Below are 16,131 nucleotides of genomic sequence, written 5' to 3'. Positions count from 1 at the left end.
CACTTTACTCTCGATCGCACGCTCTCTTAACCCAGCCCACGTAATATGCGCTCGATATATTCAGCAAGCCCTAATTACTAAAACTTTTACATAAAAATGCAATAAACCGGGTTTCTGCTACCAGAATGATTGTTGAAATGACATATTTTGGTTGCGAAACCCGGTTTCTGCTGTTGCAGCCCGATCGCACCAAAAAACCAAAAAATTGGATAATTTAAAATCTAAAATCGACTCGCCCGCACCGAAAAACCAAAAAATCTAAAATCTAAAACCTAAAATCTAAAATCGACTTAGCCGATCGCCCCGGAGAGGTAAAACCTATACCTAGTAGTAGTTTAGATGCTCACAGGGCGAGGCCCACATCCCCAAAATATGCTAGAAACTATCAAAAAATGGGTCGATCGAGAACGCCGAGTATTGATTACTGCGAGTGCCGTTGCTAGTAGCGTCATTGTAATGCGCTGGTTCGGATGTTTTCAGGTGTGGGAATGGGCTGCTTTCGACCACTTTGTGCGCTGGCGGCCGGCCGAACCCATTGACTCGCGCATCGTCATTGTAGAAATTAAGGAAGCTGACTTGCAAAAATACGGCTACCCAATTTCGGATGCTGTCTTGGCCCAATTGCTGCAAAAATTGCACGCTGGCAAGCCGCGGGCGATCGGCCTCGACATTTACCGAGATTTGCCAACTCAACCGGGTAACGCCGAATTGCTCAAAACTTTTAAAACTATTCCCAACTTAATCGGAATTGAGTTGATGCCCGACGAAACCAGGTTCGGAGTTCGCCCGCCTCCGGTACTTGACAAGCTCGATCGAATCGGTTTCAACAACGTTGTTATCGACGCTGACTCAACAGTCCGGCGAACTTTGCTCTACGCTTGGCCCGGAGACGGCAAAACTCATCAAAGTTTCGCACTCAGACTGGCTTTACTTTACCTCAAAAGCGAAGGAATTTCCCCTCAATCAGCAAAAGCCAATCCTAAATACTTGCAGTTAGGCAAGGGGGTTTTTCGGCCTTTTCAACCGAATGACGGTGCTTACGTTCGAGCGGACAGCCGTGGCTATCAAATTTTGACCAACCTGCGCGGCCCGCGAGGCAGTTTTCGCACTGCATCGATGAGCGATGTGCTCTCTGGCACAGTACCTGCTGATTTTGTACGATCGCGCGTTGTCTTGATCGGCTCAAATGCCCCCAGCCTCAAAGACTTTTACCAAAATTCTTACAGTTCCGGTTGGTTTGGTCCTCCCCAGCAAATACCGGGAGTCGAGCTTCAGGCTCATTTCTTGAGCCAAATTTTGAGTGCAGCCATCGACGGGCGCGGGGGTATCAATGTCTGGTCAGAGGCTGCGGAGTTGCTGTGGATTTTGGTGTGGTCTTGGGCGGGAGCAAATGTGAGTTGGAATTTGCGATCGCTTGGTCGATCGGCTTACTGTTTATTAAGTATCTGTCTAGGTCTAAGTGCTAGTTTATACTTAGTATTCTTAAGAGGTTGGTGGCTACCGTTAATTCCTCCCATCCTCAGTCTTGTGGGTTCTGGTGCTGCTGTTGTGGGTTATCTGGCTCACTTGCAAGAAGAATTAAAACGGTCTAAAGAATTTTTACAATCGCTAATCGATACAATTCCCGACCCCATTTTTGTCAAAGATCGAACTCACCGCTGCGTAGTTTTGAATCAGGCATATTGTCGGTTTATTGGCTATCCTTTAGAAATTTTAACTTGCCGAACCGATTACGATTTATTTCCCCAAGCCGAAGCCGAGATATTTTGGCAGCAAGACGAATTAGTATTTCAAACTCACCAGCCGCGAGAAAATGAAGAATATTTTACTGACGCTCACGGAATTACGCATCTAATTGCGACTAAAAGATCCCTGCATAAAGATGCCGCCGGCAACCTATTTTTAGTCGGAGCAATCAGAGATATTACCGAGCGCCAACTCCGCGCAAATGCCCTAGAACAAAAAAATGCTGAGCTCAGCCACCAAGCTTATCACGATTCTCTTACCGGTTTGCCCAACCGCCAAATGTTCTACGAATGCTTGCATAAGTCTTTAGAAATAGCCTCTAGCACTCAGGAATTGGTAGCTTTACTCTTTTTAGATTTAGATGGATTTAAATCAATCAACGACACTCTCGGACACAATGTGGGTGATTTACTCTTAAAAACAGTTGCCAGTCGGCTCAAAAAATGCTTGCGCGGCAGCGATACAATCTCGCGGTTGGGCGGCGACGAGTTCACAGTCATTTTGCCCGCAATTCCAGGTCGCGAGGAAGCTGCGAAAGTAGCTGAAAAAATTTGCGACGCTATCATGCAGCCTTTTATTTTAGAAGAACATACAGTTTCTGTAACTACAAGTATTGGGATTAGTTTATATCCCATTGACGGTCAAGAGCCAGAGATGTTAGTTAAGAATGCCGATGTTGCGATGTATCGTGCTAAGGAACGCGGGAAAAATCAATATCACTTTTATTAATTAAGAGCAGTTAACAACATAATGCAACTGTAGGTAAAGTCCCCACCCCCTTCTTGATAAGTCTGTGCAGCTAACTTAAAAAAATAGCTCGCTCCTTAAACTGTAAGCCCTCTAAGCTTTTTAAAACCGTTGAAAAAAATGTCCAAAGTAGTAAAATCTCAAATTTAAAATCATGTAATTTAAAATACTTTAATCGGTCATCTGCCATTAGATATACTTAGCAAAATATAAAATTTATGAGAACAACTTGCCGTCTTCTCTAAATGTTCCAAAATATTAAAATAAATCACAACCTGAAACCAAATTCAAATCGCCCAAAAGCCTTAATGTAAAAAAATTTATGTAAACTTACGAAAGTTAATTAAAGTAAATGTAAAGATATCAGTGGAAATACGGAAATTGATAGATATAATAGGTGGTACAGACGTGGATCTATTGCGGTGATTTGAATAAGGCTGTGAATACTATGCGTACTTTGATTCAGCTCACAACAACGGCAACCCTGGCGGCCTGCCTGCAAGTGAATACAGTCGGCACCGCAAATGCGGCTCGACTTGCCAGCAACTCAACTAGCAATTTCACAAAAGCCCGTAGCACGGGCGAGAACCCCAGAGTTTGGACAGTTACACCAACCTCTAGGTTGGGAAATCCCCAACAATACGAACCAACCCCGAACGGGAATCCCGAAAGTGACGGTACGGGAACGCGCTGACCCCAAATTTTCAATAAATTTTCAATCTTCTATGCGCGGAGATTTGTACCAATGGGATTGGTTAATTAAAGTATGGCTGCACCAATCCGGATCGGTGAGGGGATAGTCCACTCGGTAATGACCGCCGCGACTTTCGGTGCGAAACGCAGCACTTTTGACAATTAAATAGCCGATATCCAATAAATTGCCAACTTCTCCCCAATTTCGCAAAATCGAGCTATTCTGGGCCTCAGCAGGGGAAAAATCAATAATTTGTCCTGGCCGTAAATTATCAAGCGTTTGACTCAAAGGCAATGAAGCAAATTCTTGCCGCCAAATCTCAAGTTGGACGATCGCCCTTTCCAAATCCCGCTGTCCCCGGCAAATGCCCGCACTCTGCCACACCAAATTCCGCAACTCAACCCGCAACCTTTCGATCGCCTCAATGTCCTGTTCAGAAATCGATTTTTCCCAGATTTCCCCCGCCTCGAACTGATCGGCGAATGCCTCGGCCCTTCCACCTTCTAGCTGCAAAAGTCCCATCTGCGCCCCAAAAACCAGACATTCCAGCAGCGAATTGCTCGCCAACCGATTAGCGCCGTGTACCCCCGTGCTCGCAGTTTCTCCCACCGCGTACAAACCCGGAATCGAAGTTTGGTTAAACTTGTCAGCGACAATCCCTCCCATCCAGTAATGGGCCGCGGGCGTCACCGGCACCGGTTCGGAAAAAATATCAATTCCCCAATCAGCGCACACTTGAATAATATTGGGAAACCTGTACCGCAGTCGATCGACCGCAATCGGGCGCAAATCCAGCCAAACATGAGGTTCCCCCGTCTTCTGCAAGTGGCGGAAAATAGCGCGACTGACAACATCCCTAGGGGCTAGTTCCCCGCTGGGGTGAGAGTCAAAAGCAAAGCGATATCCCTTACTGTCAACCAAATGAGCTCCTTCTCCCCGCACCGCTTCGCTAATGAGAAACCGAGGCGCGCCCGCGGTGCTCAGCGCCGTCGGGTGAAACTGCACAAATTCTAAGTCTCGCAGCAAGGCCCCGGCGCGCCACGCAATTGCCACCCCGTCCCCGGTACTTACCGACGGATTGGTCGTTTGAGCAAAAACTTGTCCGCCGCCGCCTGTCGCCAGCACCACGGCTTTGGCCTGCAGCCACTTGACTTGTGAGCCGCAAATCGAGCTAATCCCCTGACACCGCCCGGTTTTGTCTAGCCACAGACTCAAAGCAAAGGCAGGAGATACGAGTTGAATGTTTTTGCGGCTTAATACTTTTGCTGTCAGCGTACTGATAACGGCTTTGCCCGTAGTGTCGGCGGCGTGGAGAACTCGGCGGCGGGAGTGCGCTGCTTCTAGGGTGAGGGCTAAATCGGGGCCGGTGCGATCGAATGCAACGCCCATTTTCACCAGGGAGTCGATGCAAGCACCAGCTTCCTCGACTAAAAATTTCACCGCCTCCAAATCGCAAAGACCGGCTCCCGCAGCCAGTGTATCCTGAACGTGCAGCGCTGCGGAATCTTCAGGGGCGATCGCCGCCGCAATCCCTCCTTGAGCCCAATCGCTTGCAGAAACAGGCAGGGTATTTTTATTGATCAAGCCCACGTGCAAATGCTCTGGCAGGCAAAGTGCTGTGTACAAACCCGCCGCGCCAGCACCTATTACCAATACGTCAAATTTGTCAGTCATAAGTCTGCCGCCAGTCTATTTTAGATTTTAGATTTTAGAATTGAGTCTACAGATGAATCTGGGGACTTGAACTAATGTCAGTCAAGGGATTTTAGATTTTAGATTTTAGATTTTAGATGAATGAGGGGAACCCGCTTATTTCAATCTAGCGAATTTGGGTCGGCTTTTGCCGAATGGTGGTTGAAAGTAAGTCTTGAGAAATTAAAGGCAGAAGTCATCAGCCTGTAGAAAAAAATCTTTTCTTTCTGCCGAATGCCTTCTGCCCAATTGCGAATGCCTTCAAAAGAGACCCGCTGCTACCTAGTCGTAGAGACCATTATTCAACCGGTTGTCTCCTTCAATAAAGACTGATTCAACATCAGTTACGGTGAACTTTTCCATGTTAGCTTGCAGCACTTTTTTCTGAGCTTCCGTCAAGTCTGGAATATTGAGTACGTCCTCAACATTTTCGTAAGGAGCATTCTTAATAATTAGTCGAGCTAAAGTGGGATACAACCCTCGAAATTCCCGAAAGTCTCGGACGGCGCTGTTGTTCAAATCAAGTTTTTTGCCGTATTCTGTGGCAAGCTTCTCATCGGCGCGATTGGTTCTAGCCGGAGCTTCAACAGCTAGGAGCGAGGATGATGGCAAGACGATACGGCTCAAGGTTGCCGCGATCGCACTTTGGTCTCCAGCCCATGCAAAGCAGCCCAGCACTAAGCCCAATACTGCCAATAGACGACCCAATCGTTTCATGAAGTTTTGTCTCCCAATTTCATACACAGCATTTATGTAGAGACTACCATTTTGCTTATGCAGTTTTTCAGATAAATCCGCAATAGGTAGAGGGCTGTTATAAACTTTACATTTTGGTATTGACAAGGCTGACAATATATGATAATAGCCGACTTTTAAGCATCGCAGGCAAGTTTATCAAAGGCACTCCCAATTAAAAACTCGGACTGCCATTTTAAAGGGTTAATTTTTGCCCCGCCCCCAATTTTCTCGCTATCAAGAACTTTTTCCTTTCGTTTTGAGAAAAGCATTCAAGTCAGCATAAGTACCGCCGTAAGTCACGGTGGGAGTGTCGTAACCCTTTAAAGCAACGGTGTGCTGCTCGAAAGCGCCCTGGGCCCCCAATTGCGTCAGGTATTTGTAGGTAGTTTCTCCCACAGCGATATCCTTGCCGAGTTGCTTGGTGCAAGATTCCAGGCGAAATGCTGCGTTTACAGTATCTCCCAAGGCGGTATAGTCCGATCGGTCGCTGCTGCCAGAATTTCCCACCATTGCATAACCGGTATTGATGCCAGCCCCGACTCGCAAAGGAAAAGGCAGGGGGTAACGGCTGCTGAGTTCGTCTGTTGCCTTGTGCAGTTCGCTCAAAGCTTGGCAAATCCGCATCATTTCCTCGCTGCTGACACCGCTGGTTTTGTGGAACCAGACTGCCATGATGGCATCGCCGATGTATTTGTCCACCCAACTGCCGTGTTCGCGAATAATCTGTCCTGCTTTGCGGAACCAGTTGCCGATAACTTCCGAGAGGAGGGTTTCGTCTAGCTGCCTAGTCAAAACTGTAAAGTCTCGGATGTCCATTACCATGACGCTAATCAGGCTACGCACCGTCAAAGTCGCCGTAAAATCTTCAGAGTCTGTCTCGTGTATTGGATCGTGTCGGTGGCCGGCGGTTGGGTTGTAAAAGTCCAATTCGGTTTGACCGAAAATAATCCGATCGCCATTTCTGAGAGTGACAGGAATACTGACGCGCCGCCCGTTGACAAAGGAACCATTGCGGCTGCCCAAGTCGATCAGGTAGAACTCTCCTGTCTCCATTTGCTGTAACATCGCGTGATTACGGGAAATCCAGCGATCTGTCAGTACAAAATTATTGTCATCGCTCCGCCCTACTGTCCAGCAATTGCTGCCGGAGAGCGGCAAGTAGCGATTGCCGCTTTTCTCTGTACGAAGTACCAAATGTGGATTGGCTTGCAAAGTCACCACAGCCCTAAAAACGACATCAAGTCAACCGATTTGAGATTTTAAACTTTAAATTTTAACTTTACCGCGCGGCTTATAACTGAGATTGCTGCTAAAAAACCTCAAATCTGCTGTTCTCAAATCTAAAATTGTTTAGTCGATCGTCGATGCACCAAAGCATACAGGATTGCCGAACCACAATTCGATCGCCAGCGAAGGTAGTTATGGTTCGATCATAGGCGAAATTGTCATATTTTTCACCCCAAAGATGTCTCTGGGGAATTAAATTTGTTGCTTTTTGCGGAAACATAACTCTCTACCCATATTCTACCTAAGGTCACGGCTCCCACTGCGAGCCAAGTTTTATTTATTCTCAGGGGGCCTAAAAAAACTGAAAAATGGCTCTCCGGCTCCGACCGAGAATTGTTAAACACAAGGTATCTTTAAGATTTGTTGCTTAACTTCTGGTTTTTGAAGATATCAACAAAGCCTTTTCCTCGCTGCGGCGGTCAATAAGTTGGAAATACGAGAATTTTATGTTATCGAAAAGAATTTTGCCTTGTTTGGATGTGAAAGCCGGTCGCGTGGTCAAAGGTGTCAATTTTGTCAACCTTAAGGATGCTGGCGATCCGGTAGAAATGGCTCAGGTATACAACGATGCGGGTGCTGACGAGTTGGTGTTTCTGGACATTACGGCGACTCACGAAGACCGGAATATTATGATCGATGTGGTGTACCGAACGGCCGATCGAGTATTTATCCCTTTGACGGTGGGCGGCGGCATCCAATCCTTAGACACAATTAAAAGTTTATTGAGGGCGGGCGCTGATAAGGTGAGTATTAATTCGGCGGCGGTGCGCGATCCGAGTTTAATTGACAAAGCCAGCGATCGATTTGGTAATCAGTGCATTGTAGTGGCGATCGACGCCCGCAAACGGCAAGACGCAGATAATCCGGGTTGGGACGTGTACGTGCGCGGAGGGCGAGAAAATACAGGCAAAGATGCGATCACTTGGGCCAAAGAAGCCGAACAGCGCGGCGCCGGCGAAATTCTGGTGACAAGCATGGACTCTGATGGCACTCAAGCCGGTTACGACTTGGAATTAACTCGCAGCATTGCCGAAATTGTGGAAATTCCCGTCATTGCTTCCGGGGGCGCCGGCAACTGCCACCACATCTACGAAGCCGTGACTGAGGGCAAAGCAGAAGCTGCACTGCTGGCTTCCCTGCTGCATTACGGGCAACTCAGTGTAGGAGAAATTAAAACTTATCTAGCAAAATGTCAAGTTCCCGTGCGACAGCAGCAGCCATTAGTTATTAGTCATTAGTCAGTGGATAGTCGGGCGCATCTCATATCTTGCAACATTTTTAACAAACCGCTCTGCGGGTTCACTCAAGCGCCCTCTCACGTTGCAAAGAGGCTAAATAAACCCGCCCCCACCCCATCCAACGATAAAACCAGTTACTGACATTGATACCGCTATGTGAGGCGCATCCGAAGGCACTTATAGAGAATTTTTTTGATTCTACACAAGTGCCTTCTACATAACTCTCTTGGGGCGATCGACGCCAGTCATCTAGAAATATTCCCTGAGAAGGATTTCAAATACCAGCTTTTTCAGCTAAATATTATATATTAGCTCAATTTGAAAGAAAGCAACGGTTGCTTTTATCAAAATTGAGTTAAAGATTGTGCAGAATATGAGTGAGCTTCAGCCTGTTAACAATCTTAGCGATCAAAACTTCTAAAAACGGAGAAATTTTGTATGTCTTTTATCAGCTTTAACTTCCCTGCCAAGCGTTTAGTCCGCACTTTAATAGCTGTTTGTTTTTGTGCCTTGATGTTTGTTTCTAATGCTTTTCCCGCTTTTGCCGTTACTAGCAGCCCCACCAAAGGTGAAGACCAACTTTTAGGGATTGAAAAAGAATCTCAAGAAGCTGTACTGAAAAAACCAATGTCCTTGGAAGAAACTCAAGAAAAAGCCAGCAAAGGACCCAACGAAGTTCAGGGAGACGCTGACATTGAAAAAATGAAAAATCCTTCCAATACACAAGCTACATCCTTTGAGCAACAAGTCAAAAAAGCTGTCAGCAAAGTTAAAGACTAACTCAGCGCGCAGTAGTCAGCGGACAGTTGTCAGTATAAAAGATTAGGGACACGGCGCGATGCCGTGTCCCTAGATTTTTTTTGTAGAGACACCGCACCGCGCCACATTCTTGAAAAGGCAGTATCCAATCTAAATTTAGCTTGAGTTTTCATAATTGCTCTTAGGAATTAGAATTAAATAACTTCTACAAGTTTGTGGGATGGGCGTCCCGCCCGTCCAAAAAGGACGGGCGGGACGCCCATCCCACAATAACAATTAAAATTGTAAGTTATTTAATTCGCGATCCTTAGATGGAATAAAAAAGTGGAAAGGACTTGGCATCTTTCGGCTTTACGAACACTCTTTGCTGGGGCTGCAAGTTCAAGCTATCGAATCTTTCTCTAGTCAAATTAGCGTTTACTACTTGACCGTCATCTAAGGTCAATTCTACCTGAATTTCCCATCCCAAATGAATCAAGCGACTGATTCTTGCAGGCACTGTTGCACTATTTTCTGTAGTTTCAATTACTACGTCGTGAGGGCGCAAAAAAATCTCCGGGTTGGCTGAGTCAAAGCCGTTGTCTTGAAACATCCTCGAACTGCTGGGCAATACATTGACTGGGCCGATAAAACTCATGACAAAAGCACTCGCTGGATGGTCGTAAATTTCTGCGGGTGTTCCTACTTGTTCGATTTTACCTTTATTCATTACTGTGATGTGATCGGCAACTTCCATCGCTTCTTCTTGATCGTGCGTCACAAAGACTGTGGTAACGTGAACTTCGTCGTGCAGTCGCCGCAACCAAGCACGCAAGTCTTTGCGAACTTTGGCATCAAGAGCCCCAAAAGGTTCGTCTAGCAGTAACACTTTCGGTTCCACAGCCAGGGCTCTGGCGAGGGCCACCCGCTGTCGCTGGCCTCCTGAAAGTTGCGACGGGTATCTATCGCCCAATCCTGCCAATTGCACTAAATTCAACAACTCTTCTACCCGCGATTTGACTTTCGCGGGCGGTGTTTTCTGAATTTGCAGCCCGAAAGCGATGTTTTTTCGCACTGTCATGTGCTTGAATAGCGCGTAGTGCTGAAACACGAACCCAATTTTGCGGTCTTGGACGCTAGTATTCGTGGCATCTTGGCCTGTTAGCCAGATTTTGCCGGAGTCGGGCATTTCTAAACCGGCAATCAGCCGCAGCAGTGTAGACTTGCCGGAACCAGACGGGCCCAGCAATGCGACTAGGGAACCCGATTCAATTTCTAAGCTGACTCGATCGAGTGCTTGGAAACTGCCAAACTGTTTTGATACGTTTTCTACAACTATGCCCATAGGTAGGAAGAAGGAAGAGGGAAGAGGGAAGAGGGAAGAGGCAGGATACAGGAAGCAAGAGGCAAGAGGCAAGAGGGAAAAATGTTAATCTCCGGTTTGTGGATGGGTTAAGGTAAGTTTTTTTATAGCACGATCGCACATCAGTTTGTTAATTTTAGGGTTTTGGCGATCGGTCAGTCGATTTTAGATTTTAGATTTTAGATTTTAGATTTACTTGCAGCTTGGAATCTGGAAGATGGAACTTTGGTCTAAAACTTTCGGAGTTCCAGGGCTTTGTATGGGTTTTGGGCGGTATCAAACAGCCGAAAATCAACAAAAATGCACCTCCAAAACAAAACAACACAATTCTTTGCCACCAAAGTTGACGTTTGGTACTACAATGCAGCAAAAGTTCAAGCGTTTTTGACTTCAACGGCTGAGGGGATAAAGGAAAATGGGAGATGTTGGACGTGTGCCTGTAGGAATTATCGGCGCTTCAGGGTACGGCGGCGTGCAACTTGTGCGACTGCTGGCGGACCACCCGGCGGCTGAAGTAGTTTATTTGGGCGGGGATAGCAGTGCAGGAAAACCTTATTCCAGCCTTTACCCGCATCTGACTAACTGCATTGATTTGACAGTCGAGGCGATCGACCTAGACAAAATAGCAGCAAAATGCGAAGTTGTGTTTCTGTCGCTGCCGAACGGTTTAGCTTGCAAAATGGCACCGACGCTGATAGAGAAAGGCTGCAAAGTCTTGGATTTGTCGGCTGATTACAGATTTGAAAATCTGGACACTTACAAAGCTTGGTACGGCGGCGAGCGATCGGACTCTGAACTGGCTGCAACGGCTGTTTACGGTTTGCCAGAATTGTACCGCGATCGCATTAAAAACGCTCAATTAGTAGGCTGTGCCGGCTGCTACGTCACTGCTAGTTTATTAGCCCTGGCACCTTTGCTCAAACAAGGCCTCATTGTGCCAGAAACAGCTATCATCGACGCCAAATCCGGTGCTTCGGGAGGGGGCCGCAAAGCCGAAGTTAATCTCTTGTTGGCTGAAGCAGAGGGTTCTCTGGGCGCTTACGGTGTTGGCCGCCACCGCCACACGCCAGAAATCGAGCAAATTTGCAGCGATTTAGCGGGACATGATATTAAAGTTCAGTTTACTCCCCACCTAATTCCGATGGTGCGGGGAATTTTGGCGACTGTGTACGCAACTTTGCGCGATCCGGGTTTGGTGCGGGAAGATTTAATCACAATTTTTAGTGCTTTTTACCGCAATAGTCCTTGGGTAAAAGTGTTACCGGCGGGAGTTTATCCGCAAACAAAATGGGCTTGCGGCACAAATTTGTGTTACATCGGTGTGGAAGTCGATCCGCGTACTGACAGGGTGATTGTGCTATCGGCGATCGACAATTTAATTAAGGGACAAGCCGGTCAAGGCATCCAGTGCATGAACTTGATGATGGGTTGGGAAGAAACTTTGGGTTTGCCACAATTGGCTTTCTATCCTTAATTGAGGATCGGTAATATCCAGATTTAACTGGTTCCCCGGCTCTGCCTGGGAACCGATATCCAGAGGCTCTGCCTCGAAGACGCGAGGAAAATTGGAGGCAGAGCCTCCGGATCAGCGTCCCCAGGCAGAGCCGGGGAACGAAAATTTTAGATTACCAAGTGTTACTTGGGCCCGTAACCGATCGACCCAGCATAAATTGCCCGATCGCCCAATTGGTCTTCAATCCGCAATAAACGGTTATATTTGGCAACTCGTTCGCTGCGACACAAAGAACCAGTCTTGATTTGACCGGCGCGAGTCGCTACCGCTAAATCGGCAATTGTGGTATCTTCAGTTTCACCCGAACGGTGGCTGATGACGGCTCGATAGCTGTTCCGTTTGCCGAGGTCGATCGTATCCAAAGTCTCCGTCAAAGAACCAATTTGATTCAGCTTAATCAAAATCGAATTGCTAGCTTTCAAATCAATTCCTTTTTGCAGCCGCGTGCGATTAGTAACAAACAAATCGTCACCAACCAATTGAACTTTGCTGCCCATTTTCTCAGTCAGCGCTACCCAACTGTCCCAATCGTCTTCGTGCAAACCATCTTCAATAGAAACAATCGGATATTTTCCGGCCAAACCATCCAAATAATCGATTAATTCTGCCGGCGAATGAGCCACACCGTCGTAAGTGTACTGCCCATCTTTGTAAAATTCGCTAGCAGCAACATCCAAAGCCAAAGCAACTTGTTCACCCGGTTTATAGCCAGCTTTTTCAATAGCTGCAATCAACAAATCCAAAGCTGCTTGATTGGATTTCAGATTAGGCGCAAAACCGCCTTCATCACCCACACCAGTCAGCAAACCCTCAGCTTTTAAGACTTTACTCAAGGATTCAAATACCTCTGCACCCCAGCGTAAAGCTTCTTTAAAAGAAGGCGCACCCACCGGGACAATCATAAATTCTTGAATGTCCACATTATTGTTAGCGTGAGAGCCCCCGTTGATCACGTTCATCAGTGGTACGGGCAAAACGTTCGCCAAGGGCCCGCCCAAGTAGCGGTAAAGGGGGAGTCCTAAAGTCTCGGCGGCCGCCTTTGCTGTGGCTAAGGAGACTCCGAGAATGGCATTTGCGCCGAGGTTGGATTTGTTGGGGGAACCGTCCAAGTCAATCATGGTTTTGTCTACCAGCGCTTGGTCGATCGCATCTATATTAGCCAAAGCGGGGGCAATTTTGTGTTCGACGTTAGCAACGGCTTTTAGGACTCCTTTGCCGCCATAACGGGTTTTGTCATCATCGCGGAGTTCGTGGGCTTCAAAAGAGCCTGTAGACGCACCGCTGGGGACTTGGGCGATCCCCACAACGCCGTTGGCTAGGTAAACTTCAGCTTCAATGGTGGGGCGGCCACGGGAGTCGAGGATTTCTCTGGCTTGAATAGATTCGATCGCAGTGTCTAGCATATTAATTATTCCTGACTTAACTCAAGGTTTCATGACAATTAGCAGTCTCTGGGTTTTCCCACGCTGACTGCTGACGGGTAATAGATTACGCGATCCCCAGAATTATTGGTACACAGTTCAAAATATTTGCGGATTTGGACGAGCAACCTGGTGTCAATAAACTACGCTTATTGAATAAGCATCTACGGCTATTTGGACAATAATTTGATTGTTTTAACCCCAGATTCCCGCAGATTTCTTAATTGGAATCTTTGTTAAAATCAGAATGTCAACAAAGTCAATCAAAAAAGGAGAAACTTAGGATGTTAGAAACAAATCTCGGAGAAATTAGAGCATTAGCTGAAAATCCAGACTCAATTATTGCTGATCCCCCAAACATCAAATTACTCACAGGGCCATTGCCAAATCCAGGCAGCGACCCCAACTTTTTTGACTTAACTCCCAATGACGACGCATTTCAATTAGCAAACGGAATTCTGCGGAATACTCCCGGAGGCTTACAGGCTTTAGATGGTAACGATTTTGTCAGAGGTTCCGGTGGTGCGGAACTGATGAACGGTAACAGCGGCACAGATACTTTAATCGGAGGGTGTGGCAGCGATACTATTCGTGGTGGCCAAGATTTTGACATTCTGTATGGAGAATGTGGCAGCGATTTTGTCAGCGGAGATCAAGGTGATGACTACGTTTATGGAGGCACGGCCAATGACTTTATTCGCGGTGGTAAAGGGAATGATGCTTTAGTAGGAGAGAGTGGAAATGATACTCTAATCGGTGAGGCTGGAATTGATAGACTTTGGGGAAGTGAAGGCGCAGATTTGTTTGTCCTCCGCACAGAAGTGGGAGCAACTTCGGGAGAGATTGGTTCGCTTCAACCGTCTCCTAGCGGCAATTTTGATGTAGATGAAGTGCCTGCAGATTTTATTCTCGATTACAATCCGGCTGAAGGTGATGTAATTGGATTGGCGGGTGGATTGACGCGAAATGATATTGTTTTGAGCGAAAGGTTTTTAACAATTGGTGATGCCAGAGATTATGACAGCAGCGGGCCTTTTCCTCCGGGAATTCCTCGAACGGCTGATTTTAGAATTTTAAATACTAAGGCGACGGTGATTCGGGAAGCTAGCAGTGGCAATATCTTGGCTTTGGTGAAGGATGTTTCGCCGGATCAAATTCAGTTTATCTCTGTATCGGAGGCGACGCTCTAGGTTAATTCAAATCGGTACATATTGCTGCTAAGGAATGAGAATTAAATAACTTCCAGAAGTTTGTGGGATGGGCGTCCCGCCCGTCCAAAAAAGACGGGCGGGACGCCCATCCCACAATAACAATTAAAATTGTAAGTTATTTAATTCGCCATCCTAAGAAGCAGAACACGGACGGGCGGGACGCCGATTCCACAACACCAAGGCTATCAATCCTCGTTCCCAGGCTCTGCCTGAGAACGAATATAAGCGAGGCTCTGCCTCCCGATTCCTGACATGAATTTAACAATATTTAAGATTGCCAGAAATCTGCCACATCATATCCCATTTCGGTGAGCATTTGCCGCAGCACAGGTAAGCTCAAACCAATCACATTTGTCTGGCATCCTTCGATTTGTTCTACAAACAAACCGCCTTTACCTTCGAGTGCAAAACAGCCTGCACAGGCGAGGGGCTCTCCGGTAGCGACGTAAGCCACTATTTGGCGCGAGGTAACTTCCGCAAAATGAACTTTTGTAACTTGACAGCGAATGATCGATCGCGACCTAGCCTCACCAAAGTCATCGAATCTAGTATCAATTAAAGCATGACCCGTATAGAGTTCGCCCACCTTACCGCGCATTTTCTGCCAGCGCGAGATTGCTTCTTCCCCATCCTTGGGTTTGCCGTGAATTTCGCCATCTATGACCAAAATTGAATCACATCCCAACACCAAACACGCTTTAGGATTGGAGATTTGGGGGTGAGAATTAGCCAGTAAAAACTTAGCTACAGCCTCAGCTTTTCCCTCTGCTAAAACCTGCACTAAATTAGTGGCATCTTTCATTTGTATTTGTCCTTCATCAAAGTCGCTGGGGCAAATCACAGCTTGAATTCCGGCATTTTCTAGCAGGCGGCGGCGCGCTGGAGAAGCTGAAGCTAATACAAAAGTTGGAATTTTCATCATTTAAGAAGTTCAGTTGACAGTTGACAGTTGACAGTTGACAGTTGTCAGTTAACTGTGGTGAGGTTTCCAGCGAACAGTCAAAAGTCAACAGCGAACAGTCAACAGTCAACAGTCAACAATGCCCAATGCCCAATACTCAATTCCCAATTCCCTAATAAACAGAGAAAGATTTAACGACTTTCTTAAAAGCTTCTTTTACCTTGGGCCAGCGTTCTTCGGTAGTGGAAACGTTAAGCGTAAAAAGTTTGCCGCGGCTGACGGCTACACTCGCTAAGTTGTGGCGTTCTTGGTTTGGCAACTTAACGGCATATTCTAAAATGTAATAGTTTTTCGATCGCGATTCACGAGCTTCTGCATTGACTAATTCAGCTTCGCGGCCGGAATCAATCGGGGCGATCGCACTTTTGCTGAGCTTGTATCCCACATCCGTCGGTGTTCCCAAATCCGCGAGAGTTTTGTCCTTGGCGACTGGACTAATTACCACGCTGACGTTCTCGGTTTGCTGAATCAAATCGCGGAACACCACATCGGGCCCGTTAGAAACCGCGATCGGCAGCCAGCCGTTAGGATAGAGAAATTGATAGCCATCGCCAGTATCAACGTAGCTTTTGAGTCCGGTGACTTTAGACACACAACCGGTCAAGGTGAGGCTTAGAACAACCAGAAGTATTGCCGCAATTCGTTTGAGCATTCTTTTTACGGGTAGGGTAAAACAAAAATATTTAATTTTAATTGTCTCACCAAACTTTGATCCTAAAAATAGTTAGGCTATGGATCGCTGTTTGTGTACCGCCCGCGATCCATAGCCATATAGTTTAATT

General features: G+C 46.7%; 13 protein-coding genes. 6 read left to right on the top strand and 7 right to left on the bottom strand.

Features of this window, described 5'->3' with window-relative positions; all coding sequences use genetic code 11:
- Window positions 1-339 precede the first annotated feature (339 nt).
- Both QUA34_RS25935 and QUA34_RS25930 read left to right on the top strand, forming a co-directional pair.
- Window positions 340-2,475, top strand: a complete 2,136-nt coding sequence (locus QUA34_RS25935; protein WP_333389957.1) for a CHASE2 domain-containing protein — start codon at window positions 340-342, stop codon at window positions 2,473-2,475.
- Window positions 2,476-2,932: 457 nt separating this feature from the next.
- Window positions 2,933-3,187, top strand: a complete 255-nt coding sequence (locus QUA34_RS25930; protein WP_333312315.1) for a hypothetical protein — start codon at window positions 2,933-2,935, stop codon at window positions 3,185-3,187.
- Between the two features lie 21 nt (window positions 3,188-3,208).
- Here the strand turns inward: QUA34_RS25930 and nadB are convergent, their stop codons facing one another.
- From nadB to QUA34_RS25915, 3 genes are all read right to left on the bottom strand, one after another.
- A complete protein-coding gene (nadB, locus tag QUA34_RS25925) occupies window positions 3,209-4,861 on the bottom strand; it encodes an L-aspartate oxidase (RefSeq protein ID WP_333389955.1) in 1,653 nt (550 codons plus the stop codon).
- Between the two features lie 300 nt (window positions 4,862-5,161).
- Window positions 5,162-5,596, bottom strand: coding sequence for a photosystem II complex extrinsic protein PsbU (gene psbU, locus QUA34_RS25920; RefSeq protein ID WP_333084137.1), 435 nt, complete (start codon window positions 5,594-5,596; stop codon window positions 5,162-5,164).
- A gap of 255 nt (window positions 5,597-5,851) precedes the next feature.
- A complete protein-coding gene (locus QUA34_RS25915; protein ID WP_333084136.1) occupies window positions 5,852-6,838 on the bottom strand; it encodes an adenylate/guanylate cyclase domain-containing protein in 987 nt (328 codons plus the stop codon).
- A 512-nt stretch (window positions 6,839-7,350) separates the two neighbouring features.
- Here QUA34_RS25915 and hisF point away from each other — a divergent pair.
- The gene (hisF, locus tag QUA34_RS25910) at window positions 7,351-8,142 is read left to right on the top strand and encodes an imidazole glycerol phosphate synthase subunit HisF (protein WP_333323798.1); all 792 of its coding nucleotides are present in this window, start codon (window positions 7,351-7,353) and stop codon (window positions 8,140-8,142) included.
- Between the two features lie 438 nt (window positions 8,143-8,580).
- A complete protein-coding gene (locus QUA34_RS25905; RefSeq protein WP_333323799.1) occupies window positions 8,581-8,922 on the top strand; it encodes a low temperature-induced protein in 342 nt (113 codons plus the stop codon).
- A gap of 286 nt (window positions 8,923-9,208) precedes the next feature.
- On the opposite strand, the gene QUA34_RS25900 is transcribed toward QUA34_RS25905, so the two are convergent.
- Complete coding sequence (locus tag QUA34_RS25900; RefSeq protein ID WP_333084131.1) at window positions 9,209-10,225, bottom strand: sulfate/molybdate ABC transporter ATP-binding protein; 1,017 nt, start codon at window positions 10,223-10,225, stop codon at window positions 9,209-9,211.
- Between the two features lie 433 nt (window positions 10,226-10,658).
- On the opposite strand from QUA34_RS25900, the gene argC reads away from it, so the two are divergent.
- Window positions 10,659-11,717 carry an N-acetyl-gamma-glutamyl-phosphate reductase gene (gene argC / locus QUA34_RS25895; RefSeq protein WP_333084129.1) on the top strand — a complete coding sequence of 353 codons (1,059 nt, stop codon included), beginning with the start codon at window positions 10,659-10,661 and terminating at the stop codon, window positions 11,715-11,717.
- Between the two features lie 161 nt (window positions 11,718-11,878).
- Here argC and eno read toward each other — a convergent pair whose 3' ends face one another.
- Window positions 11,879-13,159, bottom strand: a complete 1,281-nt coding sequence (gene eno / locus QUA34_RS25890; protein WP_445242849.1) for a phosphopyruvate hydratase — start codon at window positions 13,157-13,159, stop codon at window positions 11,879-11,881.
- A gap of 302 nt (window positions 13,160-13,461) precedes the next feature.
- Here eno and QUA34_RS25885 point away from each other — a divergent pair, with 302 nt between their 5' ends.
- On the top strand, window positions 13,462-14,367 hold the full coding sequence (locus QUA34_RS25885; RefSeq protein WP_333323800.1) for a calcium-binding protein: 906 nt from the start codon (window positions 13,462-13,464) through the stop codon (window positions 14,365-14,367).
- A 289-nt stretch (window positions 14,368-14,656) separates the two neighbouring features.
- Here QUA34_RS25885 and QUA34_RS25880 read toward each other — a convergent pair whose 3' ends face one another.
- Both QUA34_RS25880 and psbP read right to left on the bottom strand, forming a co-directional pair.
- Window positions 14,657-15,307, bottom strand: coding sequence for a nucleoside triphosphate pyrophosphatase (locus tag QUA34_RS25880; protein WP_333389961.1), 651 nt, complete (start codon window positions 15,305-15,307; stop codon window positions 14,657-14,659).
- A gap of 154 nt (window positions 15,308-15,461) precedes the next feature.
- On the bottom strand, window positions 15,462-16,001 hold the full coding sequence (psbP, locus tag QUA34_RS25875; RefSeq protein WP_333323801.1) for a photosystem II reaction center PsbP: 540 nt from the start codon (window positions 15,999-16,001) through the stop codon (window positions 15,462-15,464).
- Between the last annotated feature and the right edge of the window lie 130 nt (window positions 16,002-16,131).

Source organism: Microcoleus sp. POL10_C6, assembly GCF_036701585.1.
Lineage (GTDB): Bacteria > Cyanobacteriota > Cyanobacteriia > Cyanobacteriales > Microcoleaceae > Microcoleus.
The sequence above is the reverse complement of the archived record's forward strand: the minus strand, read 5'-3'. Positions and strand labels throughout refer to the sequence as shown.

Bases quoted from the DNA above. Each gene is read 5' to 3' on its own strand.
- argC (WP_333084129.1), top strand. From the start codon at position 10,659: ATGGGAGATGTTGGACGTGTGCCTGTAGGAATTATCGGCGCTTCAGGG.
- QUA34_RS25880 (WP_333389961.1), bottom strand. From the start codon at position 15,307: ATGAAAATTCCAACTTTTGTATTAGCTTCAGCTTCTCCAGCGCGCCGC.
- hisF (WP_333323798.1), top strand. From the start codon at position 7,351: ATGTTATCGAAAAGAATTTTGCCTTGTTTGGATGTGAAAGCCGGTCGC.
- QUA34_RS25885 (WP_333323800.1), top strand. From the start codon at position 13,462: ATGTTAGAAACAAATCTCGGAGAAATTAGAGCATTAGCTGAAAATCCA.
- nadB (WP_333389955.1), bottom strand. From the start codon at position 4,861: ATGACTGACAAATTTGACGTATTGGTAATAGGTGCTGGCGCGGCGGGT.
- eno (WP_445242849.1), bottom strand. From the start codon at position 13,159: ATGCTAGACACTGCGATCGAATCTATTCAAGCCAGAGAAATCCTCGAC.
- QUA34_RS25905 (WP_333323799.1), top strand. From the start codon at position 8,581: ATGTCTTTTATCAGCTTTAACTTCCCTGCCAAGCGTTTAGTCCGCACT.
- QUA34_RS25935 (WP_333389957.1), top strand. From the start codon at position 340: ATGCTCACAGGGCGAGGCCCACATCCCCAAAATATGCTAGAAACTATC.
- psbP (WP_333323801.1), bottom strand. From the start codon at position 16,001: ATGCTCAAACGAATTGCGGCAATACTTCTGGTTGTTCTAAGCCTCACC.
- psbU (WP_333084137.1), bottom strand. From the start codon at position 5,596: ATGAAACGATTGGGTCGTCTATTGGCAGTATTGGGCTTAGTGCTGGGC.
- QUA34_RS25900 (WP_333084131.1), bottom strand. From the start codon at position 10,225: ATGGGCATAGTTGTAGAAAACGTATCAAAACAGTTTGGCAGTTTCCAA.